We start from the raw sequence: 23104 nt of genomic DNA, 5'->3' as shown, positions 1-23104 counted from the left end.
TCAAGCTGCCTGTTTTGCCGTGACGAACGCCGCAAGGCTCGCCACGTTGGTGAAATGGTTGCGGGTGTCCTTGGCGTCGGCATCGATCTTGATGCCGTACTTTTTCTGGATGGCCAGGCCAAGTTCCAGGGCGTCGACCGAATCCAGGCCCAGGCCTTCGCCAAACAGCGTCTGGTCGTCGCCAATATCGTCGACGCTGATGTCTTCGAGGCCCAGGGCGTCGATGATCAGCAGTTTTATCTCACGGTGCAGATCGCTCATCTTCGGCGAGCTCCTTGATAAAAAAATGGTGCAGAAAGTCGTTGAGCTTGCGCGAGGCCTGCGGTGCAGGGCCTTGTGCGGCAAAGGTCTGTGGGTCTATATCGGCCCCGACGCGAAAACTGAAGTGAACACGGCGGCAGGGGATGCGATACCACGGCTCGGCCTTGGTCAGCGTAGTCGGGCTGACCTTGATGATCACCGGGGTGAGAATTTTCGCACCCCGCAGTGCGATGGCCGCCGCGCCCCGATGGAAGGCCGGTGCCTGTCCGGGCTGGGTGCGGGTGCCCTCCGGGAAAATGATCAGGGTCTGCCCGTCTCGCAGCGCATCGGCGGCGGCATCGAGCATGTCCATGCTGCCGTCGTTGCTGATGTATTCGGTGCTGCGCAGCGGGCCACGGGTGAAAGGGTTTTCCCACAGGCTTTTCTTCACCACGCAATTGGCGTGGCGCACCAGACCGATCAGGAACACCACGTCGATCAGCGACGGGTGGTTGGCGATGATCATCTGCCCCGGACGGCCAAGGCGTTCGGCACCCTGGATGTCGTAGGTCAGCACCCCGGTGCGGGCCATGAACCGGACGAAAAACCAGAACAGCCGACTGACGGTCTGCCGCGCCCGCTCCCGATGGGTCTTCGCATCGCCCGGCAGGCAGCCCAGCAGCGGAAACACCAGCAGGCGCAGGCACAGCCCGCCCAGCCCGAACAGGGCGAAGCTGATGGCGGTGGCCAGCAGACGCCAGTAGTAGGCGTCGCGGTTTTTTTCGGTTACGGGTTGCGTTGCCAGGTCCATACACGATTTTTCCAGGCATGTTGGCAAAGGGTTTGCTGGCCGAGCAGGGTTTGCAGCAGATTCAGCGCGTGGGGCCATTGCGCTTTGGACAGTGCTTCGGGGGCGCTGTTCAGGGTCAGCCGCCAGTCGGTACCGGGGGTCAGCAGCAAGCCCACCGCATACGGAAACGGCACGTCATCGATCCAGGCCGAATAGGCGGCGGGCGGTTGTTCTTCGGTGATCACCAACAGTACCGCTGGAGCGCCTTCGTCCAGCAGGGCGGCGGCTTCCAGCATGCCGTGTTCGAGGCCGTCGCCGGCGGCGGCGAGGGCGGTCATCTCGCTGGTTTCGCCGCGCATGATCGACCACAGGCCGATGATCGCGTTGTGCACGGAGAGGCTGAACTGGGTCGGTGACAGCGGTTGTTCGTTGGCCAGGTCGCTGAGGATGTCGAACGTACGCGGGGTTTCACCGTGGCGGGACACGAAGACCAGCGGCAGGTTTTCCCGACCGTCGGCCAGTGGCCAGCCGACACTGAAGGCCATCCGTGCCAGGCGACTGAGACGGCGGCGCTGCATGGCGGGAAGGAACGACACATCGGGCGCGGCATCGCTGCTCGGGAGCACGACCGGCTGTCGGCTCCAGGCTTGCCAGGCGTCCACACTGTCGAGCCCGGGAGCCCAGGCGCGCCATTGGGCGATGTTGAAGTTGATCACGGACATTCATCCCGCCCCTGCGGGCTGTTTTTGACGCGGTTCTGCCAAAGCCACAGAGGTGCTGACCTTGCCGAAAGTGGCGTGGCGCTTGGCGCCGGGTGGCGCGCATTATCCCGGTGCGACGAGTGTGTAGCAAATGCTGGTTACATTTTGCGCGCTGAAATGGACCGAAGGGTACATGGCAAAAAATGTCACTTGGCCATTATCCGGATTGCGACGGGATTGTCTGTCGGGCATATCGGCGGTCAATGGCGGCATTTGCGCCGTGCCCATTGAGATATTTGCGCCTGACCCTGTAGTCCGTGTCCGTGAAGGTAGCGAAGCGGGGCCGGGCACCACTACACTCGGTCATTCTTTGATACACGGAGGTTTTGTCATGCGGCGCGTGGTGTTCAATCAGAAAGGTGGCGTGGGCAAATCCAGCATCGCCTGCAATCTGGCGGCGGTCAGCGCCAGCGAGGGTTATCGCACGCTGTTGGTGGACCTCGATGCCCAGGCCAACTCCACTCAGTATCTGACCGGGCTCACCGGTGACGACATTCCGATGGGCATCGCCGACTTCTTCAAACAGACCCTGTCTTCGGGTCCGTTCTCCAAGAAGAACAAAGCGGATATCTACGAAACCCCGTTCGACAACCTGCACATCATCACCGCCACGGCGGAACTGGCCGACTTGCAGCCCAAGCTCGAGGCCAAGCACAAGATCAACAAACTGCGGAAGTTGCTCGATGAGTTGAGCGAGGACTACGATCGCATCTACCTCGATACGCCGCCGGCCCTGAATTTCTATGCGGTTTCGGCGCTGATTGCTGCTGATCGGGTGTTGATTCCCTTCGATTGCGATAGCTTTTCCCGTCAGGCCCTGTACGGGCTGATGTCGGAGATCGAAGAGTTGAAGGACGACCATAACGAAGGCCTGGAAGTCGAAGGCATCGTGGTCAACCAGTTCCAGGCCCGGGCCAGCCTGCCGCAGCAGATTCTCGATGAATTGATCGCTGAGGGTTTGCCGGTGCTGCCGGTTTACCTTGCCAGCTCAGTGCGCATGCGCGAATCGCATCAGGCCAGCACGCCGCTGATCCATCTCGACCCGCGACACAAGTTGACCCAGCAGTTCGTCGAACTGCACAACCTGCTCGAAGACGCCTGAAAAAAACCATGTGGGAGCAAGCTCCCACATTGGAGGGTGTCGTTTTAGATGCCCTGGCTGCGCAGCCACGCCATCAGTTGCGGCAGCGGAAACGCCCCGCTTTGCCGCGCCACCTCACGACCGTTCCTGAACAGAATCAGGCTCGGAATCGAGCGGATCCCCAACTGCGCCGACAACTGCTGATTGGCCTCGCTGTCCAGCTTGGCCAGCCGGCACTTGCCTGCCAATTGCGCAGCGGCTTGCTCGAACACCGGTGCAAACGACTTGCACGGCCCGCACCAGTCCGCCCACACGTCCACCAGCAACGGCAGATCGCCTTTGATCTGGCTGGCGTAGTCGCCTTGCTTGAGTTCGAACGGCTTGTTCAACAGCACCTCTGACTTGCAGCGTCCGCATTTCGGGTGGTCGTTGAGGCGCTCGGCGGGAATGCGGTTGAGGCCGTTGCAGGAGGGGCAGGGGATGAGGAGTGGGTCAGTCATGATTGGCTCAATGAACAAAACGGGATCGTACGACTGATCTGGAGCCGTACGGATCGATTATCAAGGTTCAGTCGTTCCCGCTCAGGACGAACAACTGATCTCCAAGTGCTTGCCCCACTCCGGCGGTCGCTCGGCATAGCTCTCCATTCCAGGCTGTTCCTCGAATGGATTGCTCAACACGGCATGCAAGCGTCGCACTTCTGAATAATCACCCTGTTCCGCCGCATCAATCGCCTTCTGCGCCAGGTAATTGCGCAGGATGTACAGCGGATTCACCGCGTGCATCCGCGCGCGGCGCTGTTCCTGGTCAATAGCACCATCGCGCGCGACACGGTCGACGTAACGCTCGCCCCAGGCATCGAAGCCTCGGATATCGACGAAGTCATCGCGTAAACGAGCGACAGCCTGATCCGCAGACTCCTCACCCAGACGACGGAAGAACAAGGTGTAGTCGACACCGCTGTTCTGCATCAATTGCAGCAGTTGCTCCAGCAGTTGCTGGTCTTCGTCCTCGGCGGTGGTGAAGCCCAGACGGCGGCGCATCAGGTCGAGGTAATGGGCCTGGAACAGCGGCAGGTACAGGCCAAGGGTTTCGCGCAGGGCTTCGACGCTGATGAACGGCGTCAGGGCCTGGGCCAGGGCGCTGAGGTTCCACTGGCCGACGGGCACCTGATTGCTGAACGAGTAGCGGCCCTGATCATCGGAGTGGTTGCAGATGAAGTTCGCGTCGAAGTCGTCGAGGAAGGCGAACGGGCCGAAGTCGAAGGTGATGCCGAGGATCGACATGTTGTCGGTGTTCATCACCCCGTGGCAGAAACCGTAGGCCTGCCACTTGGCGATCAGTTCGGCGTTGCGCTCGACAATTTCGCGGAACATCGCCAGATACGGTTCCGGCTGTTCCAGGCATTCGGGGAAGTGCATCGCCAGCACGTGTTCGCCGAGCAGTTTCTGCTGCTCGGGACGCTTGGTGTAATAGAAATATTCGAAGTGGCCGAAACGCACGTGGCTCGGCGCTAGGCGCAGGACCATCGCGGCGCGTTCCTGTTTCTCGCGCCACACCGGGGTGTCGGAACCGATCACGCACGCGGCGCGTGAGGACGGGATGTTCAGCGCATACAGCGCTTCGGACGCGAGAAACTCACGAATCGACGAACGCAGCACCGCACGACCGTCGCCCATGCGCGAAAACGGCGTCTGCCCGGCGCCCTTGAGGTGCAAGTCCCAATGCTCGCCGGCCGCGTTGTAGACCTCGCCCAGCAGCAGACCGCGACCATCGCCCAGTTGCGGGGTATAGCCGCCGAATTGATGCCCGGAATAGACCATCGCCCGCGGCTCGGCATCGGCCCACAACTTGTGGCCGCCGAACAGTTCAGCGAATTCCTGAGTGTCGGCCGTCGCCGGATCCAGATCCAGCAGCGCCAGGGCCGCCGGGCTGGCGACCACCAGTCGCGGGTTGTCGATTGGTTCAGGCAGCACATGGGCCGAGAACGCGTCGCCCAGGCGGGCGAAGCGGTTGTCGAAGGTCAGTTCGTCGAGGGCTTTCAAGGGCCGGCTCCAGCAGAATGTCCGAGCATTCTGCTGGGATTAGTCGGGTTAGTCGAGTTTGGCGGGCGGCGGCTCTTGCAGCGGTTTTTGCTCGCCGCTGACGGGCACGATGGTTTTGCTGTCGTCTTCGACCGGCACCAGTTTGTACTCCTGGCCGTGGAGGTTCTTCAGGTAAACCTCCATCTGCCGGAACGAGATGTTGATGTGCTGCTTCTTGAACTCGCGGTTGATGAAGCGGTTGACCTCGTCGATCACCGGGTTGCGGTCACCGAGGTCACGCACGTGCATGCGCAGTTCGTGGTCGAGGGTGCTTTCGCCGAAGTTGAGGAAGTACACGTGCGGCTCGGGTTCCTTCAGCACGCGCGGGTTTTCCCGGGCGGCCTTGAGCAGCAGTTCCTTGACCAGATCCAGATCGGAGCCGTAATCGACGCCGAGTTTCAGCGTCACCCGGGTGATGGTATCGGTCAGCGACCAGTTGATCAGTTGCCCGGTGATGAACGTCTTGTTCGGGACAATGATGTCCTTGCGGTCGAAGTCGGTGATGGTCGTGGCGCGGATGCGGATCTTGCTCACCGTGCCCGACAGGTTGCCGATGGTGATGGTGTCACCGATCCGCACCGGGCGTTCGAACAGGATCATGATGCCGGAGATGAAGTTCGCGAAGATCTCCTGCATACCGAAACCGAGGCCGACCGACAGCGCCGCCACCAGCCATTGCAACTTGTCCCAGCTCACCCCGAGGGTCGACAGGGTCGAGACGAAACCGACCCCGGCGATCACGTACGACAGCAGCGTCGTGGTCGCGTAGGCACTGCCCTGGGCCAGATTGAGTTTCGACAGCACGAACACTTCCAGCAGACCCGGCAAGTTGCGGGCGAGCGCAAAGGTGATGCCGATGATGATCAGCGCGCCCAGCATGTCGCCGATGCTGATCGGCACCATGCTCATGTTGGCGCCGGTGCCGCTGGTGTATTCGTAGAGGGTGATGTTGTCGAGGTACGAGAACACCGTGATCAGGTCGGCCCAGACCCAGTACAGCGCGGCGATGAAACCGCCGAGCAGCGCCAGGCGAATCAGGCGCAGGGACTGTTCGTTGACCTTTTCGATGTCCAGGGTCGGTTCTTCGATCACCGCTTCGCCGTCGCCGGCTTCTTTCGCTGCCTGACGTTTGGCCAGGGCCCGCTGGTAGGCGAGACGCCGTGCCGCGACCGCCAGACCACGGACGAAGGTGGCTTCGATCACCAGCCAGAACATCAGCAGGTACAGGGTGTTGATCAAGCGGTCGCTGAGTTTCAGCGCGGTGTAGTAGTAGCCGAAGCACACCGCGACGAACAGGGCGATCGGCAGGAGGGTGAACATCACACCCACGGCCTTGCGGAACAGCGAGGCGTTTTCGTGGGCCGGGCTGCTGATCAGCAGTCGACTGAGCAGCCACCCCATCAGGGCGTAGCAGGTCAGCACCACCGGCATGCCGATGACGTCATCGGCCAGCGCCGCCGGTTGCAGTTCGGCAACCGCCACCACCGCCACAAGTGCCATCACCACCAGACCGAGGCGACGCACCCAGCCCTGAAGGAATTCGACCTGCGGTTTTTCCCAGCGGAAATGCAGCTCGGCCACACCGCCCGGCGCGAGGATCCGGTAAGCGGTGTAGAACACCAGCCACGCCTGGCCCATTTGCAGCAGGGCCGCACCCATGTTGGCGTTCTGGCCCCGGGCGTCGATCTGTAGCGCCAGCCCGCACAACGCCAGGCCCAGCGCCACCGGCATCGCCAGCAGGATGTTGATCAGAATTGCCTGCGGGGTGTGCCACTGGCTGTCACGTTTGAAGTGACCGATATCCTGGTGGACCTTGTTCAGTCGCGAATACAGCTGTTTGCGGCGCCACAGCAGCGCGCCGATCAGCAACGCCAGCGGCAGGAACAGCAGCGGGCGCTGAGTGAGGCCGTCGGTCAGTTCGCTCAGGCTCGAGGCCAGCGGCAGGGTGTCGATCTGGCGTTTCAGGCGTTCCGGCACGCCGCGAATCCACTCGTTGTCCAGCGGCTTGTTGCTGGGGATCCAGAACATCTGTTCGTCGAGGGTCGCGCGCAGGCTTTGCGCGGTGCTCAGCAGTTGCTTCTGGTTCAGTTGCAGGGTGATCGACTCGTTGAGCATCGCGCTCAGTTCGCGACTCAGCCGCTCCAGCAGATCGACGCGGGTGTTGGCCAGCTCCAGCAGGCTCTTGCGCAGCTGTGGCGTGACTTGCTCCGGCGGCTGGGTGGACAGCAGGTTGTCGACGTAAGTCGCCGGATTGCTCAACTGTTCGCGCTGTTGGTTGATTTCGAACTGGTACAGGCGAATGTCGGCGATCTGATCCGCCAGGTCGCGGTCGACCTTGAGGCGCGGCAGCGCCTGTTTCTGTTTATAGAGAATCTTCGACAGCAGCAGGCTGCCCTTGAGCACGTTGATCTGCTCGTCGAGGGCCGAATCGCTCTGGGTCACGCTGTCCAGCTGCTGCTTGGTCTGCAGGTTCTGCTGGGTGAGCTCGTTGAGGCGGTCGGTGCTTTTGAGCAGGTAGTCGGAGAGCTTGAGGTTGGCCGCGCTTTCAGTGGCGAGCAGGGTGCTGCTGCCCGACTTCTGAGCCTCGATCGACTGCTGCGTCACGGTTTCCTGAGACAGGGTCAGACGTTTCTGGTTGATCAGGGTTTGCAGTTCCTGGATCTCATGGTCCAGGCGGTCGGACTTTTCCGTGAGCAGGTCATGCTGGCTGTTGCCCAGGTCCTGCAACTGGTTGTTGCCGGCCAGTTCCTGACGGCGCAGCGGGATCAGTGCATTGAGCGCCGACAGCTCGGCGTTGAGCAGGTCGCGTTGCTCGGCGCTCAGGGTCTTGCCGCTGTCCTTGCCGGTCTTGAGGATGTTGTTGATCTGCTGGATGCGCGTCTGGCTGCTGGCGATTTCTGCCTGGGCGCGCTCCGGGCGAGTCTGCGCAGTGATGATCAGGCTGTTGGCATCGGCCAAGGCTTTTTGCAGATCACTTTGCTGGGTCGAGCGCTCGGTGAGTATCTGCTCCAGCTGCTGGATGTTCTCTTTGGTGAAGCGCTGCGCCACAGGCACCACAGGGGTGGCCTTGAGTCGCGTCAGTTCGCGCGCGTTCTCGATGGTCTGCTTCGGTGCGGTGGCCAATTGCTGCTTGAGGTCGCTCAGCTTCTGCTCGTAGTCACGCCGGTTGTTGAGCTGGTTCAGCGTGTTTTGCAGGAGCGTTTGCAGGGCCTTTTTGTCGGCCTCGGGCAGTTTGCTGTCGGTGAGCTTGTCCAGGTTGGCCTGCACGGCGTCGCTGGATGGCGGTTCTGCGGCGTGCAGCGGGCCGACAGTAAGACTCAGGCCCAGCAGGGCCGCGAGGAAAAAGGAGCGCAGGGTAGGCATAGAGACCGGTCAAGCAAGTGAGAGTGGAGGCAGTTTAGAGGAAGAGCCCGGGGCCCGGGCGACTTCCTTCGGGGAATCTGACGCCCACTTTGGCGATCTTGTTCCCGTCCATGACCGCAACCGTCCAGTGGGTGTTGTTCCATTCCACCTGGTCGCCCACGATCGGCGCACCGCCGACTTTCTGGGCAATGAAGTGGCCCAGGGTCATGTCCGGATCGATGCCTTCGGCCGGTAGGCCGTACAGGGCCGCAACCGCTTTGAGCTGGGCGTCTCCTTCGAGTACGAAGTCGCCGAAGAAACGCAGATCGAGGCCCCGTTGCGGTGCCTGGCTGAACAGTTTTCCGAGGGCCGGCAAGTTGTGTTCATGGCCGATAACGCACAGCAAATCATCGACTTCCAGCACCGTACTACCCGACGGATGGAGCAGTTGCTGACCGCGAAACAGGGCGGCGATACGGGTGCCTTCGGGCATTTTCAGCTCCCGCAGGGGTGAACCGATGCACCATTTCTCTGCGCCAAGCTTGTAAACGAACAGCTCCCACTCGCTGGTGATGTGCACTTCCAGGGCCGAACGGGAGATCGGCGCAGGCTCCGGCGGCACCGTCACCTTGAGCAGTCTGGCCACCCACGGCAGGCTCGTGCCCTGCACCAGCAGCGACACCAGCACGATGAAGAACGCGAGGTTGAAATACAGCTGCGCATTCGGCAGCCCGGCCATCAGCGGGAACACCGCCAGAATGATCGGTACCGCGCCGCGCAGGCCGACCCAGGAAATGAACGCCTTTTCGCGACCATGGAACGCCTTGAACGGCAGCAACCCGACCACCACCGACAGCGGCCGTGCGAACAGGATCATCCACAGCGCCAGGCCCAGAGCAGGCAGGGCGATCGGCAGCAAGTCGTGCGGAGTAACCAGCAAGCCCAGCACCAGGAACATGCCGATCTGCGCCAGCCACGCCATGCCGTCGAGCATGTGCAGGATGCCGTGGCGGCTGCGCACCGGACGGTTGCCGATCACCAGGCCGCACAGGTAAACGGCGAGGAAGCCACTGCCGTGCAGGGCGTTGGTCAGGGCGAACACCACCAGACCGCCGGCGATTACCAGGATCGGATAGAGGCCGGTGGCGAGGTTGATCCGGTTGACCAGTTGCAGCATCAGCCAGCCGCCGCCGAGGCCGATCACGCCACCGATGCCGAACTCGCGGATCAGGTGGGTCAACAGGCTCCAGTGCAGGCCGGTCTGGCCGCTGGCGAGCATGTCGATCAGGGTCACGGTGAGGAACACCGCCATCGGGTCGTTGCTGCCGGACTCGATTTCCAGGCTGGCGGTCACCCGTTCGTTCAGGCCCTTGCCGCCGAGCAGCGAGAACACCGCTGCGGCGTCCGTCGAGCCGACGATGGCGCCAATCAACAGGCCTTGAATCAGGTTCAGGTCGAACAGCCACGCAGCGGCCATGCCGGTGAGACCGGTGGTTATAAGGACGCCGACGGTGGCCAGCGACAAGGCCGGCCACAAGGCCACGCGGAAACTGGACACCCGGGTGCGCAAACCGCCGTCGAGGAGGATCACCGCCAGAGCGAGGTTGCCGACCAGATAGGCCGTCGGGTAGTTATCGAAAATGATGCCGCCGCCATCGACCCCGGCAGTCATGCCGACTGCAAGGATGATCACCAGAATCGGGATGCCGAGACGCGACGAAAGGGAACTGACAAGAATGCTCGCACCTACCAGCAACGCGCCGATCAAGAACAGGCTGTTGATGGTCGTCGCATTCAAAGGCAGTACTCCAGAAGCGGAAAGACGGGCACAAACTGACCATGCAGTCTGCGTGCCAGCGATTCTAACCTGTTGAAATGTGATGCTGTCAAAAAGCTTTTTCAGTGGGGTATTCGGATTTGCGTTCGGCGCGCGATTGCTGCCCTCACCCTAGCCCTCTCCCAGAGGGAGAGGGGACTGATCGTGGTGTTTGTGTGAGCTACGGCGACCTGAAATCCCGAGTCGAACTCAGGATCTGAAAAGCCCCCAATCTGCTCCCTCTCCCTCCGGGAGAGGGCTGGGGTGAGGGGCTTTTGATCTTGATCTCAAAAATTACAGGCTGAACCGTCCAACCATATTGTTCAGATCCAGCGCCAGGCGCGACAGCTCGTTGCTCGCCGCACTGGTCTGATTCGCGCCGGTCGCCGATTGCACCGACAGATCGCGGATGTTGACCAGGTTGCGATCCACTTCACGTGCAACCTGTGCCTGCTCTTCGGCAGCGCTGGCGATTACCAGGTTGCGCTCGTTGATTTCGACGATGGCCGTGTTGATGGTGTCCAGCGACAGACCAGCGCCACGGGCGATGTTCAGGGTCGATTCGGCGCGCTCGGTGCTGTTGCGCATCGAATCCACGGCGTGTTCGGTGCCGCTCTGGATGCTGCCGATCATGCGCTCGATTTCGCTGGTCGACTGTTGGGTGCGGTGCGCGAGGGCACGGACTTCGTCCGCCACCACGGCAAAACCGCGACCGGCTTCACCGGCACGGGCCGCTTCGATGGCAGCGTTCAGTGCCAGCAGGTTGGTCTGGTCAGCCAGGCCGCGGATCACGTCCAGCACCTTGCCGATGTCACGGGATTCGTTGGCCAGATCACCGATCAGGGTCGCGGTGCTCTGCACATCGGCGCTCATGCGCTCGATGGCGCTGACGGTTTCCTGCACCAGATCGCGACCGTCGCCGGCGGAAGTGGTGGCGTTCTTCGAGGCTTCCGAGGTGCTGACCGCGTTGCGTGCGACTTCTTCCACGGCGCTGGTCATCTCGTTGACCGCCGTGGCGGCCTGCTCGATTTCGTTGTTCTGCTGGGTCAGGCCACGGGCGCTTTCGTCGGTGACACTGTTCAGCTCTTCGGCGGCGGACGCCAGTTGGGTGGCCGAGCCGGAGATTCGCTGCAGCGTGTCGCGCAGCTTCGACTGCATCTTGGCCATGGCCGCCAGCAGGCGACCGGCTTCGTCGGTGCCGTCAACGTGGATCGGCTGGGTCAGGTTGCCTTCGGCGATGGTTTCCGCCGCATCCAGCGCTTTGGAAATCGGCTTGGTGATGCTCAGGGTCAGCAGCCAGGCGAAGAGGAAGGTCAGGCCGGTCGCGATCACCAGCAGCGTCACCACCAGGCTGAAAGCCGAAGAAAACTGCTCGGCGGCTTGCTGGTTGGTGGTGCTGATCTGCTCGCCGTTGATTTGCATCAGACGGTTGAGCACCGAGTTCATTGCTTCGGAGTTGTCGAGCAACTGGGTGTTCAGCAGGTTGCGCAGCTCATCCACCTGATTGTTGCGCGACAGGGTTTTCATCCGGTCTTCGATCTGGCGGTATTGACCCAGCAACTGCACGTATTGGTCATAGGCCGCACGTTCGGCCGGGCTGCCGATCAACGGCTCGTAATCGGTCTGGGCCTTGCGGATCTGCTGGTTGCGCATCTCCAGCAGTTCGATGGTTTTCTGTTGGATGTCCGGCTCGCGGTTCACCAGTAAGCGGTACGACAGCACCCGCAGACGCAGGGTCAGCTGAGTGAACTCGTCGAGGTTCTTGATGCTCGGCACGCTGGTGGTGGTGATGTTTTCGGCGGCGCCGCGGATCTTGCTCATCTGGTTCAGGGCGAACACACCGAGAATGAGCATCAGGCCGCCGATCAGGGCAAAACCGGTGAACGCCCGGGGGGCGATATTCATATTGCGAAGGGACATGGGGCGTATACCAGGAAGGGCCGCATCCATGCGGGCTGAGACTGCTGTTGGATGACTTATCGGTCATACGACTAAAGTCTTGAGCCCGTGCGCGTATTTGTCGCACTGAAGGCCGGGCGACGAAGTGCAGGAACCAGATCGGCAGATCACAGTCTCTAACACTCGCAGGAACGGTCGGCCACCAGGAAAATCAAGGCCTTGCGCCGGTTTAACCCTGGCATCCACGACGACTTTTCTTTATCGTACGCGCCCTTTGAAAATGCCCTGGAAGATCAAAATGTTGGAAGCATCCCTCAGCCAATTGGAACAGCTCGTCAGCGACCTGGTGCAACAGAACCAGACTCTCTCGGAAACCAACCAGACCCTGTCCACGGAACTGGCCCAGGCCAAGGATGAAAACGAAAGCCTGCAACTGAGCCTGATGGAACAGGAAGAAAAACACGGCGCCACTGCCGCTCGCATCCAGGCCCTGGTTGATCGCGTCAACGCAGGTCCTGTCAGCGCATGAACCACGGCACAGCAGGGGTAAAAGTCGTCTCCATCATGGGGGAGGACTATTCGATCAAGGCACCGGCCGGGGAAGAACAGACCCTGCTGGACGCCGCATTGATGCTCAAGGCCGCACTGGCCGACACCAAACGCAAATACCCGACGCTGATCGGCGACCGCCTGCTGGTGCTGGCGGCGATGAATCTGTGCTCGCAGCAGATTGAAATGAAGAAGCAGCACCAGCAGGAACTCGAGCGTTACCAAGAGCAAGTCAGCGCCACGGTCGAGACCATCGCCAAGACCATCAATCAGGGTTGATGGGTTGCGCACAACCAAAGAATAAGATTGTCGATTGCGTTGTATACAATCGGCACGGCTGTTGCAGTGTTTCAGCCTCTTATTCTTTGGGGGTGCTCCATGCAGTTCTGGCGTCGCAGTATTCAATGGCAGTTGATCCTCGGCATGGGCACCGCCCTGCTGGTCAGCATCCTGATCGTGGTTGGCATTTATACCCTGGTGGTCAACCGCCTCGCCCAGAGCTATCTGGTCGAGCAGGCGTTGCCGTCGAGCATCGAAGCGACGCGCAACGACATCGAGCGAATCCTCGTTCAACCCCTCACCGCCGCCAAAGACATCGCCAGCAACACAATGGTCCGCGACTGGCTGGCCACAGGTGAAGACTCCGCCAAAACGGCAGGCTTCGCGCAATATCTGGAAGGCATCCGCGCCGAACACAAGGCGTTTACCGCGCTGATCATCGGCACCGAATCCAATCACTACATCACCGAAAAAGGCCTGGATCGCACCCTCAGCCGCGCCAAACCGGCCGATGCGTGGTTCTACTCATTCCTGGACAGCAATCAGCCCCGAACCCTGAACATCGACAACGACGGGGCCACCGGAGAGTTGGCGCTGTTCATCGACCTGAAGGTCGAACAGGCCGGCAAAGTGGTCGGCGTTGCGGGGCTAGGTCTGAGCATGAAAGAGCTGTCCGAGCTGATCCACAATTTCAGCTTCGGCGAGCGCGGGAAGGTCTATCTCGTGCGTTCCGACGGTTTGATCCAGGTCCATCCCGAGGCGCAATTCAGCGGCAAGCGCACGCTTACGGAGCAGATCGGCGCAAGCGCGGCACAAGCGGTCATGGGCCATAAAGTGGCCGCCAACAGCAGCTTCCAGCGCGACGGCGAAGACTTCCTCGCCTTCAGCCTGCCTTTGCGTGACCTTGGCTGGACCCTGGTGGCCGAAGTGCCGCAGTCACAGATCTACGCCGAAGCCCGCCGGGCGATGTGGATGAGCAGTGGCATCGGTCTGGCGGTGGCGCTGGTTTGCCTGGCGCTGGTGATCTGGCTGGCTCAGGGATTGGTGCGACCGATTCGTCAGGTAACAGCTGCGCTGGTAGCAATCGGTAGCGGTGGTGGAGATTTGACCCATCGGTTAGATTCCAGCCGCGCCGACGAGCTGGGCGACCTCGCTCGGGGCTTCAACCGTTTCCTCGACAGTCAGCGCGGGATGATCGCCGAGGTGTTGACCACCAGTGAGCGTTTGCGTGTCGCTGTGGGTCAGGTGGCCAGGGTTGTGGATAACACCGCCGAGCGCTCCGGTCGCCAGCAGGAAATGACCGACATGGTTGCCACCGCCGTCCACGAAATGGGCCTGACCGTGCAGGAAATCGCCCAGAACGCCGGCAACGCCGCGCTCGCCTCGCAAACGGCGCGAGATGAAGCGATGCAGGCGCGGGAAGTGGTCGGCGGCTCGATTCGCCATATAGAAAGCATGTCTGATGAAATCGGCGTCGCGGCCGGCGCGGTGGGGGAGTTGGCGCATCAGGTGGCTTCGATCGATCAGGTGCTGGCGGTGATTCGCGGCGTTTCTGAACAGACCAATCTTTTGGCGTTGAACGCGGCGATTGAAGCGGCGCGGGCCGGGGACATGGGGCGTGGTTTTGCGGTGGTGGCCGATGAAGTGCGCACCTTGGCGCGCCGCACTCAGGCATCCACTGACGAGATCCAGCAGATGATCGGCAGTCTCAAACAGGGGGCGGAGAATGCCGTGTCTTCAATGCGTACGGGACAGGCGGCAACCGGCACCGGCGTTGAGTCGAGCCAGCGTACGGGTGCGTCTTTGACCGCGATTACCGGGCAGGTCGAGCGCATCAGCGACATGAACCATCAGGTGGCGACGGCGACTGAGGAGCAGTCGGCGGTGACCGAGGAGATCAACCGCAACGTGCAGGGAATTTCCGATCTGGCCCGGGCGACGGCGGGGGAGGTTCGGGCTTGTCGTGAGGATTGTCAGATGCTGCAGCGGCTGGCGGATGATCTGGCGCGGCAGATGGGTGGGTTCAAGTTGAGTTGAGTGCCAAGAGCCAAAGAGCCCCTCACCCTAACCCTCTCCCGGAGGTAGAGGGGACTGATTGGGGAATATTGAAGAGGTTCACCGACTTGAAGGATCGGCGTTGAATCCATAATCGACTCGGTCGTTCAGGTCGATGTACCTCGCAAAACTATGCGGTCGGCCCCCTCTCCCTCCGGGAGAGGGCTGGGGTGAGGGGAAGGGGCCCAGCTCGGTTAATGATCAGAACCACGCATCCTGCATCCCCAGACACGTATCATCCCGCACCTCCAGCAACGCCAGCTCATGATGGCAACCCGGCACTTCCCACGTCAGGAAATACCGCGCCGCCTGCAACTTGCCCTTATAGAAGTCGGCATCCGCCACATTCCCCTTGGTCAACCCTTCCTCGGCGCGAATCGCCTGCTCCAGCCAGCGCCAGCCAATCACCGTGTGCCCGAACACTTTCAGGTACAGCGCCGAATTCGCCAGGCTGCTGTTGACCTTGCCCTGGGCCAGATCGGTCAACAGACCGATGGTCACGGTTTGTAGGCGAGCGACCAGTTTCTCCAAGGGCTCACGCAATGCGGTCAACGATTCGTACGCCACCGCGCGTTCGGCCGTGTCGGCAATCAGGCGGATCAGTTGCTTGAGCCCGGCGCCACCGTTCTGCGCCAGTTTGCGTCCCAGCAAGTCCAGCGACTGAATGCCGTGGGTGCCTTCGTGGATCGGGTTCAGTCGGTTGTCGCGGTAATACTGCTCCACCGGGTATTCGCGGGTGTAACCGTGGCCGCCGAGAATCTGGATCGCCAGTTCGTTGGCCTTGAGGCAGAACTCCGATGGCCAGGATTTGACGATCGGCGTCAGCAAGTCCAGCAGCTCATGCGCCTGTTTGCGCTCGGCTTCGGTTTCCAGCGTGGTGGTGTCATCAAACAGCCGCGCCGCGTACAGGCCGAGATCGAACGCACCTTCAACGTAGGACTTTTGCGTCAGCAGCATGCGTCTGACGTCCGCGTGCTGAATGATCGCCACCGGCGCCGTCGTCGGGTCCTTGCTGTCCGGCACCCGGCCCTGCGGACGTTCGCGAGCGTATTCCAGCGAGTACAAATAGCCGGCGTAACCGAGCATCACCGCGCCCATGCCGACGCCAATCCGCGCCTCGTTCATCATCTGGAACATGTAGCTCAAGCCGTGATGCGGCTTGCCCACCAGATAGCCGACACACTCGCCGTTATCGCCGAAATTCAGTGCCGTGGACGTGGTGCCGCGCCAGCCCATCTTGTGGAACAGCCCGGCCAGCAACACGTCGTTGCGTTTGCCGAGACTGCCGTCATCGTTGACCAGGAACTTGGGCACGATAAACAGCGAAATCCCCTTCACCCCGGCCGGTGCGTCCGGCAGTTTGGCCAGCACCATGTGCACGATGTTTTCCGAGAGCGGGTGATCGCCGCCGGAGATGAAGATCTTGTTGCCCTTCAGGCGATAAGTGCCGTCGGACGCTGGTTCGGCGCGGGTACGAATATCCGACAGCGACGAACCGGCATGGGGTTCGGTCAGGGCCATGGTGCCGAAGAAACGACCGTCGATCATCGGTTGCAGGAACCGTTGCTTCTGTTCTTCGGTGCCGAAGCTTTCGATCAGGTTGGCCGCGCCCATGGTCAGGAACGGGTAGGAAGTCGAAGCCGCGTTGGCCGACTGAAAGTGGGCGAAGCAGGCCTGGGACAACAATGTAGGCAGTTGCATGCCGCCGGCGTCGAAACTGCGCGCCGCGTTGAGGAATCCGGCTTCGAGGAAGGCATCCACCGCCGGTTTCACTTCGGGAATCAGAATCGCCTGACCGTTCTCGTAGCGCGGCTCGTTCTCGTCGCCCTTGCGGTTGTGCGGTGCGAAGTACTTCTCGGCGATGTTGCGCGCCGTGCCGATGGCGGCATCGAAGGTTTCGCGGTTGTGTTCGGCAAACCGCTCGCGCCGGGTCAGGCCCTCGGCATCGAGGACTTCGTACAGCTCGAAAGCCAGATTGCGGGAACTGAGCAGCGTCTCGGACATGGCGGCCTACCTTTTTTTGGAATGGACCGAGTCTAGGCGTGCGAATAAAGGCTGAACAGGAAGATTGATAACGGTGATGGAGAGGCCAAAAAAATAGGCGCCGGTGAGGGCGCCCATTTTCAGGTTGCTGTGCTGATCGTTCCCACGCTCTGCGTGGGAATGCCTCAAGGGACGCTCCGCGTTCCAGCCGCGCTGCCAACTTCAAGCCTGGCACCGATGGGACGCGGAGCGTCCAGGGCTGCATTCCCACGCGGAGCGTGGGAACGATCGCGCGGGGGTTAGCCGATGGTCATCAGGCTGGCGTTGCCGCCCGCCGCTGCGGTGTTGACGCTCAACGCGCGCTCGATCACCAGGCGCTCCAGCGCAATGTTGGTCTCGCCCTGGGACAGGCCCTGAACCCCGACGATGGCGCCGGCACGCTTGGCGATCTGCTGGCAGACCGCGCGCAACTGGTCGGAGTGGCCGTGATGCAGAACTGCATCGAACACCACGTCGTCCTTGTTCCAGTCGGAAACCAGTTTGATCCGCGCCTGAATCTCCTTCGGCAGGCGTGCGAACAATGCCTTGCTGGTGTCGGATTCCGGCCAGACCGCCGAACCGCCCACTGCCAGTACTGCCGCGAGTTGGGTCAGCAGGTCACCTTCGATGTCCGCCAGGCACAGCACGTGCTCGCGCGGCAGGATCGCGTAGCTGTTCTTCTCGCCGGTCGGGCCGGCCAGTACGCGGGTGATACCGCTTTGCGACTGGGCTGCGTATTGCACGCACAGAGTGCTCAGGTCGGCGAACTTGTTGCTGTCGGCCCAGGCTTTCAGGGCGACCAGCGGTTTGCTTAGGGCGTCGCGCAGACGAACGTCCGGTGCCACGGCCGCATCACCGCGAGCGAAGGATTGTTCGATGGCATCGGTAGGACGCGTCGACAGCAAGCGGTACAGGTACAGCGGGCCACCGGCCTTCGGACCGGTACCCGACAGGCCTTCGCCACCGAACGGCTGGACGCCGACCACGGCACCCACGATGTTGCGGTTGACGTAGACGTTACCGGCGTTGACGTTGTCGATCACCTTGGCGATGGTCTCGTCGATGCGGGTGTGCACGCCGAGGGTCAGGCCGTAACCGGACGCATTGATCTGGGCGATCAACTGGTCGATCTCTTTACGCTTGTAGCGCACCACGTGCAGCACCGGGCCGAAGATCTCGCGTTGCAGCTCGTCGAAGCTTTCCAGTTCGATCAGGGTCGGCATGACGAAGGTGCCGCGTTTGACTTCCTCGGCATCGGCGATGGCCACCTGGTACACGTTGCGACCTTTGTCGCGCATGCCCTGGATGTGCTTCTCGATGCCGGCCTTGGCTTCGGCGTCGATCACCGGGCCGATGTCCACGGACAGGCGCTCCGGGTTGCCGAGACGGCTTTCAGCCATCGCGCCCTTGAGCATTTCGATGACGCGATCAGCGGAATCCTCCTGCAAGCACAGGACGCGCAGGGCCGAGCAACGCTGGCCGGCGCTGTCGAAGGCCGACGACACCACGTCGATCACCACTTGTTCGGTCAGTGCCGAAGAGTCGACGATCATCGCGTTCTGGCCACCGGTTTCGGCGATTAGCGGGATTGGACGGCCCTGGTTGTCGAGACGACCGGCAATATTGCGTTGCAGCAGACGCGCGACTTCGGTGGAGCCGGTGAACATCACGCCTTTGACGCGCTCGTCACCCACCAGGCCAGCGCCGACGGTTTCACCGCGCCCCGGCAGCAGTTGCAGCACGCCTTCCGGGATCCCGGCTTCGAGCAGCAGGCGTACGGCTTGTGCAGCCACCAGCGGAGTTTGTTCGGCCGGTTTGGCCAGGACCGGGTTGCCGGCGGCCAGTGCGGCGGCGACTTGACCGCTGAAGATCGCCAGCGGGAAGTTCCACGGGCTGATGCAGACCACCGGGCCCAGTGGGCGGTGGGCGTCGTTGCTGAAATCGTTGCGGGCCTGCACTGCGTAATAGCGCAGGAAGTCGACGGCTTCGCGGACTTCGGCGATGGCGTTGGCGAAGGTCTTGCCGGCTTCGCGAGCCAGCAGGCCCATCAGCGGCTGAATCTCGCCTTCCATCAAGTCGGCGGCGCGTTCCAGAATCGCGGCGCGTTCGGCCGGCGGGGTGGCCTGCCAGATCGGTGCGGCGTTCAGGGCGCATTGAATGGCGTTGTCGACGTCTTCGACGGTAGCTTCCTGCACGTGGCCGACCACGTCACGCAGATCGGACGGGTTCAGGACTGGTACCGGCGCTTCGTTGCTGGAGGCGCAACCGAGCATCGGTGCGGCTTTCCAGTGGTTGTGCGCGGACGCCAGCAGGGCGCAGGACAGCGATGCCAGACGATGTTCGTTGGCCATGTCGATACCGCTGGAGTTGGCGCGCTCGGAACCGTACAGGTCACGCGGCAGCGGAATGCGCGGGTGCGGCAGGCCGAAACCACCTTCCACGGTTGCCATCTGCTCGATGCTGGCCACCGGATCGGCCACCAGTTCCTGGATCGAAATCGACTGGTCGGCGATGCGGTTGACGAACGAGGTGTTGGCGCCGTTTTCCAGCAGGCGACGTACGAGGTACGCCAGCAGGGTTTCGTGGGTGCCGACCGGAGCGTACACACGGCACGGACGGTTCAGCTTGCCTTCGGAAACTTTGCCTACAACTTGCTCGTAGAGCGGTTCGCCCATGCCGTGCAGGCACTGGAATTCGTACTGGCCCGGGTAATAGTTCTGACCGGCAATGTGATAAATCGCCGACAGGGTGTGGGCGTTGTGCGTGGCGAACTGCGGGTAGATGACTTCCGGCACCGACAGCAGTTTGCGGGCGCAAGCGATGTAGGAAACGTCGGTGTACACCTTGCGGGTGTAGACCGGATAGCCTTCCAGGCCTTCGACCTGGGCGCGCTTGATTTCGCTGTCCCAGTACGCGCCTTTCACCAGACGGATCATCAGGCGATGACGGCTGCGGCGAGCCAGGTCGATCACGTAGTCGATCACGTACGGGCAACGCTTCTGGTAGGCCTGGATCACGAAACCGATGCCGTTCCAGCCCGTCAGTTGCGGCTCGAAGCACAGGCGCTCGAGCAGATCCAGCGACAGCTCCAGGCGGTCGGCTTCTTCGGCGTCGATGTTGAGGCCGATGTCGTATTGCTTGGCCAGCAGGGTCAGCGACAGCAGGCGCGGATACAGCTCATCCATCACGCGCTCGTACTGGGCGCGGCTGTAACGCGGGTGCAGGGCCGACAGTTTGATCGAGATGCCCGGGCCTTCATAAATCCCACGGCCGTGAGAGGCTTTGCCGATCGAGTGAATAGCTTGTTCGTACGAGGCCAGGTACTTCTGGGCGTCGTGTTCGGTCAGCGCTGCTTCACCAAGCATGTCGTAGGAATAGCGGAAACCCTTGGCTTCGAACTTGCTCGCGTTGGCCAGGGCTTCGGCGATGGTTTCGCCGGTCACGAACTGCTCACCCATCAGGCGCATGGCCATGTCGACGCCCTTGCGGATCATCGGCTCGCCGCTCTTGCCGATGATGCGGCTCAGGGACGAAGTCAGGCCGGCTTCATTGTGGGTCGACACCAGTTTGCCGGTCAGCAGCAGACCCCAGGTCGCCGCGTTGACGAACAGCGACGGGCTGTTGCCCAGATGCGGCTGCCAGTTGCCGGTGCTGATCTTGTCGCGGATCAGTGCATCGCGAGTGCCTTTGTCCGGGATACGCAGCAGCGCTTCGGCCAGGCACATCAGCGCCACGCCTTCCTGGGACGACAGGGAAAATTCCTGCAGCAGACCCTGAACAATGCCTGCACGACCGCCGGCACTCTTCTGGTTACGCAGTTTTTCCGCGATCGAGGCAGCGAGTTTGTTGGTGGCTTCGGCCATCGGCGCCGGCAGGCGAGCCTGTTCGATCAGCATCGGTACCACTTCCGGCTCAGGGCGACGGTAAGCGGCGGTGATCGAGGCGCGCAGCACCGATTGCGGCAGGATGCTTTCGGCAAATTCGAGGAAGCATTGGTGAGCGTGATCGGTGTGGACTTCGCCTGCCTCATCGGCGTCCTTGGCGGTCAAACCGTTCAGCTCGGTCAGGGTTGCACCACCCTCGAGTTTTTCCAGGTAATTGAAAATTGCCTGCTTGATCAGCCAGTGCGGTGTGCGATCAATCGAGGTTGCGGCGGCCTTCAGGCGCTCGCGGGTCGGGTCATCGAGTTTGACCCCAAGGGTGGTGGTAGCCATATTTTTATCCTCATAGGTGCCGCAGTTGCGCGACAACAGCTGGCGGCAAGATTAGCCGTGAGCTTGCAGAGGTGCAACCGGGTGCAACCCTTTTTTTGTCGGAATATTCGGCAACTTGTCAGGAATAAATTTCAGCTTCGCGATGACCGCTCTAGATAGGTGCTTTCAAGGCAGATGGAGGGGTGTCACTGCGCCGGAACTGTGCAAAATAGGCGGTTTGCAGTCGAAAAAACGACGTAGGTGCAACTAATTCTCAAGAAACAGGTTGCACCTGTTTTGCTTTGTTGCATAGGATTCGCGCCCAAGGTGCAACCGGGGAACCCGGTGTACCGGCCAATGGCTTTCCTGGGGAAACATTGGTCATAAATGCGCGGCCGTGCGAATCGTCTGTCAGACGTCAGTCTGCAAACGGTGCAACCGCCGCCGCTACATAAAAACAAAGCCAGGGCACGTACGTAATGAGCGCAAGCAATCCAACCCTGATCACGTTCGTGATCTACATCGCAGCAATGGTGCTGATCGGCTTCATGGCCTATCGCTCCACCAACAACCTTTCCGACTACATTCTGGGCGGCCGCAGCCTGGGCAGCGTGGTGACCGCATTGTCCGCCGGCGCTTCCGACATGAGCGGCTGGTTGCTGATGGGCCTGCCGGGCGCCATCTACATGTCCGGCCTGTCCGAAAGCTGGATCGCCATCGGCCTGATCGTCGGTGCCTACCTGAACTGGCTGTTCGTTGCCGGTCGTCTGCGTGTTCAAACCGAACACAACGGTGATGCGCTGACCCTGCCGGACTACTTCGCCAGCCGTTTCGAAGACAAAAGCGGCCTGCTGCGGATCATTTCGGCGGTGGTGATTCTGGTGTTCTTCACCATCTACTGCGCTTCCGGCATTGTTGCCGGCGCCCGTCTGTTCGAAAGCACCTTCGGCATGTCCTACGAGACCGCGCTGTGGGCCGGTGCTGCGGCGACGATTGCCTACACCTTCGTCGGCGGTTTCCTCGCGGTCAGCTGGACCGACACCGTGCAAGCCACCCTGATGATCTTCGCGCTGATCCTGACGCCGATCATCGTGCTGCTGGCCACCGGTGGCGTCGACACCACGTTCCTGGCCATCGAAGCCAACGATCCTGGCAACTTCGACATGCTCAAAGGCACCACTTTCATCGGCATCATCTCGCTGATGGGCTGGGGCCTGGGTTACTTCGGTCAGCCGCACATCCTGGCGCGCTTCATGGCCGCTGACTCGGTGAAATCCATCGCCAACGCCCGCCGCATCTCCATGACCTGGATGATCCTGTGCCTGGGCGGCACCGTGGCTGTGGGCTTCTTCGGTATCGCTTACTTCTCGGCCAACCCGGACGTGGCAATGCCCGTGAGCGAGAACCACGAGCGTGTGTTCATCGAACTGGCGAAAATCCTCTTCAACCCGTGGATTGCCGGTGTCCTGCTGTCGGCCATTCTGGCGGCGGTGATGAGCACCCTGAGCTGCCAGTTGCTGGTGTGCTCCAGCGCCTTGACCGAAGACTTCTACAAAACCTTCCTGCGTAAATCCGCCTCGCAAGTCGAGCTGGTATGGGTCGGCCGCGCCATGGTGTTGCTGGTTGCACTGATCGCTATCGCGATGGCCGCCAACCCGGAAAACCGCGTGCTGGGCCTGGTGTCCTACGCCTGGGCCGGTTTCGGCGCAGCGTTCGGTCCAGTCGTACTGATCTCGGTGATCTGGAAAAAGATGACCCGCAACGGCGCATTGGCCGGCATCCTGGTCGGCGCGATCACCGTGATCGTGTGGAAGCATTTCGAGGTGCTGGGCCTGTACGAAATCATCCCGGGCTTCATCTTCGCCAGCCTGGCGATCTACTTCGTCAGCCTGCTGGGCCAGCCGAGCACCGGCATGGTTCAGCGCTTTGAAGCGGCCGAGAAGGATTTCCATCTGAACAAGTGATGGGAAAGAGCTGATGCTCACAAGAAAAC

At 61.6% G+C, this 23104-nt stretch carries 15 protein-coding genes; 5 read left to right on the top strand and 10 right to left on the bottom strand.

The genetic code is table 11. The features are described 5' to 3' along the window. From AC1RR7_RS12625 to AC1RR7_RS12615, 3 genes are read right to left on the bottom strand one after another with little or no spacing between them, the layout of a single operon-like run. Positions 1-261 (bottom strand): phosphopantetheine-binding protein, encoded by a 261-nt coding sequence (locus AC1RR7_RS12625; RefSeq protein ID WP_085711082.1) that lies wholly within the window; start codon positions 259-261, stop codon positions 1-3. Next, complete coding sequence (locus AC1RR7_RS12620) at positions 242-1051, bottom strand: lysophospholipid acyltransferase family protein (protein WP_096819893.1); 810 nt, start codon at positions 1049-1051, stop codon at positions 242-244. Before AC1RR7_RS12620 ends, AC1RR7_RS12625 begins: the two co-directional genes overlap by 20 nt. Next, positions 1027-1752 (bottom strand): beta-ketoacyl synthase chain length factor, encoded by a 726-nt coding sequence (locus AC1RR7_RS12615; protein ID WP_493157576.1) that lies wholly within the window; start codon positions 1750-1752, stop codon positions 1027-1029. Before AC1RR7_RS12615 ends, AC1RR7_RS12620 begins: the two co-directional genes overlap by 25 nt. A 370-nt stretch (positions 1753-2122) precedes the next feature. Here AC1RR7_RS12615 and AC1RR7_RS12610 point away from each other — a divergent pair, with 370 nt between their 5' ends. After that, the gene (locus AC1RR7_RS12610) at positions 2123-2893 is read left to right on the top strand and encodes a ParA family protein (protein WP_096819891.1); all 771 of its coding nucleotides are present in this window, start codon (positions 2123-2125) and stop codon (positions 2891-2893) included. A gap of 44 nt (positions 2894-2937) precedes the next feature. Here AC1RR7_RS12610 and trxC read toward each other — a convergent pair whose 3' ends face one another. The 5 genes from trxC to AC1RR7_RS12585 form a co-directional block, all read right to left on the bottom strand. Then, entirely contained in the window at positions 2938-3372 is a 435-nt protein-coding gene (trxC, locus tag AC1RR7_RS12605) for a thioredoxin TrxC (RefSeq protein ID WP_064592954.1), read from the bottom strand. 81 nt (positions 3373-3453) lie between these two features. Continuing rightward, positions 3454-4917: a protein adenylyltransferase SelO gene (gene selO / locus AC1RR7_RS12600; protein ID WP_493157574.1), complete on the bottom strand. Its 1464-nt coding sequence runs from the start codon at positions 4915-4917 to the stop codon at positions 3454-3456. 48 nt (positions 4918-4965) lie between these two features. After that, entirely contained in the window at positions 4966-8319 is a 3354-nt protein-coding gene (mscK, locus tag AC1RR7_RS12595; protein WP_493157572.1) for a mechanosensitive channel MscK, read from the bottom strand. Positions 8320-8353: 34 nt separating this feature from the next. Next, complete coding sequence (locus AC1RR7_RS12590; RefSeq protein WP_096819886.1) at positions 8354-10096, bottom strand: potassium/proton antiporter; 1743 nt, start codon at positions 10094-10096, stop codon at positions 8354-8356. A 312-nt stretch (positions 10097-10408) separates the two neighbouring features. Continuing rightward, positions 10409-12034: a methyl-accepting chemotaxis protein gene (locus tag AC1RR7_RS12585; protein WP_096819885.1), complete on the bottom strand. Its 1626-nt coding sequence runs from the start codon at positions 12032-12034 to the stop codon at positions 10409-10411. A 277-nt stretch (positions 12035-12311) separates the two neighbouring features. On the opposite strand from AC1RR7_RS12585, the gene AC1RR7_RS12580 reads away from it, so the two are divergent. From AC1RR7_RS12580 to AC1RR7_RS12570, 3 genes are all read left to right on the top strand, one after another. Beyond that, positions 12312-12542, top strand: a complete 231-nt coding sequence (locus AC1RR7_RS12580) for a hypothetical protein (RefSeq protein ID WP_007952320.1) — start codon at positions 12312-12314, stop codon at positions 12540-12542. Then, a complete protein-coding gene (locus tag AC1RR7_RS12575) occupies positions 12539-12841 on the top strand; it encodes a cell division protein ZapA (RefSeq protein WP_096819884.1) in 303 nt (100 codons plus the stop codon). Before AC1RR7_RS12580 ends, AC1RR7_RS12575 begins: the two co-directional genes overlap by 4 nt. 99 nt (positions 12842-12940) lie before the next feature. Next, positions 12941-14878: a methyl-accepting chemotaxis protein gene (locus AC1RR7_RS12570; protein ID WP_102620177.1), complete on the top strand. Its 1938-nt coding sequence runs from the start codon at positions 12941-12943 to the stop codon at positions 14876-14878. Between the two features lie 219 nt (positions 14879-15097). On the opposite strand, the gene AC1RR7_RS12565 is transcribed toward AC1RR7_RS12570, so the two are convergent. Both AC1RR7_RS12565 and putA read right to left on the bottom strand, forming a co-directional pair. Then, positions 15098-16900 (bottom strand): acyl-CoA dehydrogenase, encoded by a 1803-nt coding sequence (locus tag AC1RR7_RS12565; protein WP_493157570.1) that lies wholly within the window; start codon positions 16898-16900, stop codon positions 15098-15100. Positions 16901-17178: 278 nt separating this feature from the next. Beyond that, positions 17179-21132, bottom strand: a complete 3954-nt coding sequence (gene putA / locus AC1RR7_RS12560; RefSeq protein ID WP_493157568.1) for a trifunctional transcriptional regulator/proline dehydrogenase/L-glutamate gamma-semialdehyde dehydrogenase — start codon at positions 21130-21132, stop codon at positions 17179-17181. Positions 21133-21590: 458 nt separating this feature from the next. Between putA and putP the strand changes: the two genes are divergently transcribed. After that, positions 21591-23075, top strand: a complete 1485-nt coding sequence (gene putP / locus AC1RR7_RS12555) for a sodium/proline symporter PutP (RefSeq protein WP_493065834.1) — start codon at positions 21591-21593, stop codon at positions 23073-23075. The last annotated feature ends 29 nt before the right edge of the window (positions 23076-23104 follow it).

This window comes from Pseudomonas sp. GW821-FHT11G12 (assembly GCF_058808055.1).
Note: the sequence above shows the minus strand (reverse complement) of the source record. Positions and strands in the feature narration are given on the sequence as shown.

Excerpts from the sequence above, each read along its gene's own strand:
- mscK (WP_493157572.1), bottom strand. The coding sequence starts at position 8,319 with ATGCCTACCCTGCGCTCCTTTTTCCTCGCGGCCCTGCTGGGCCTGAGT.
- AC1RR7_RS12585 (WP_096819885.1), bottom strand. The coding sequence starts at position 12,034 with ATGTCCCTTCGCAATATGAATATCGCCCCCCGGGCGTTCACCGGTTTT.
- AC1RR7_RS12610 (WP_096819891.1), top strand. The coding sequence starts at position 2,123 with ATGCGGCGCGTGGTGTTCAATCAGAAAGGTGGCGTGGGCAAATCCAGC.
- AC1RR7_RS12620 (WP_096819893.1), bottom strand. The coding sequence starts at position 1,051 with ATGGACCTGGCAACGCAACCCGTAACCGAAAAAAACCGCGACGCCTAC.
- AC1RR7_RS12570 (WP_102620177.1), top strand. The coding sequence starts at position 12,941 with ATGCAGTTCTGGCGTCGCAGTATTCAATGGCAGTTGATCCTCGGCATG.
- AC1RR7_RS12565 (WP_493157570.1), bottom strand. The coding sequence starts at position 16,900 with ATGTCCGAGACGCTGCTCAGTTCCCGCAATCTGGCTTTCGAGCTGTAC.
- putA (WP_493157568.1), bottom strand. The coding sequence starts at position 21,132 with ATGGCTACCACCACCCTTGGGGTCAAACTCGATGACCCGACCCGCGAG.
- putP (WP_493065834.1), top strand. The coding sequence starts at position 21,591 with ATGAGCGCAAGCAATCCAACCCTGATCACGTTCGTGATCTACATCGCA.
- AC1RR7_RS12575 (WP_096819884.1), top strand. The coding sequence starts at position 12,539 with ATGAACCACGGCACAGCAGGGGTAAAAGTCGTCTCCATCATGGGGGAG.
- AC1RR7_RS12625 (WP_085711082.1), bottom strand. The coding sequence starts at position 261 with ATGAGCGATCTGCACCGTGAGATAAAACTGCTGATCATCGACGCCCTG.
- trxC (WP_064592954.1), bottom strand. The coding sequence starts at position 3,372 with ATGACTGACCCACTCCTCATCCCCTGCCCCTCCTGCAACGGCCTCAAC.
- AC1RR7_RS12615 (WP_493157576.1), bottom strand. The coding sequence starts at position 1,752 with ATGTCCGTGATCAACTTCAACATCGCCCAATGGCGCGCCTGGGCTCCC.
- AC1RR7_RS12580 (WP_007952320.1), top strand. The coding sequence starts at position 12,312 with ATGTTGGAAGCATCCCTCAGCCAATTGGAACAGCTCGTCAGCGACCTG.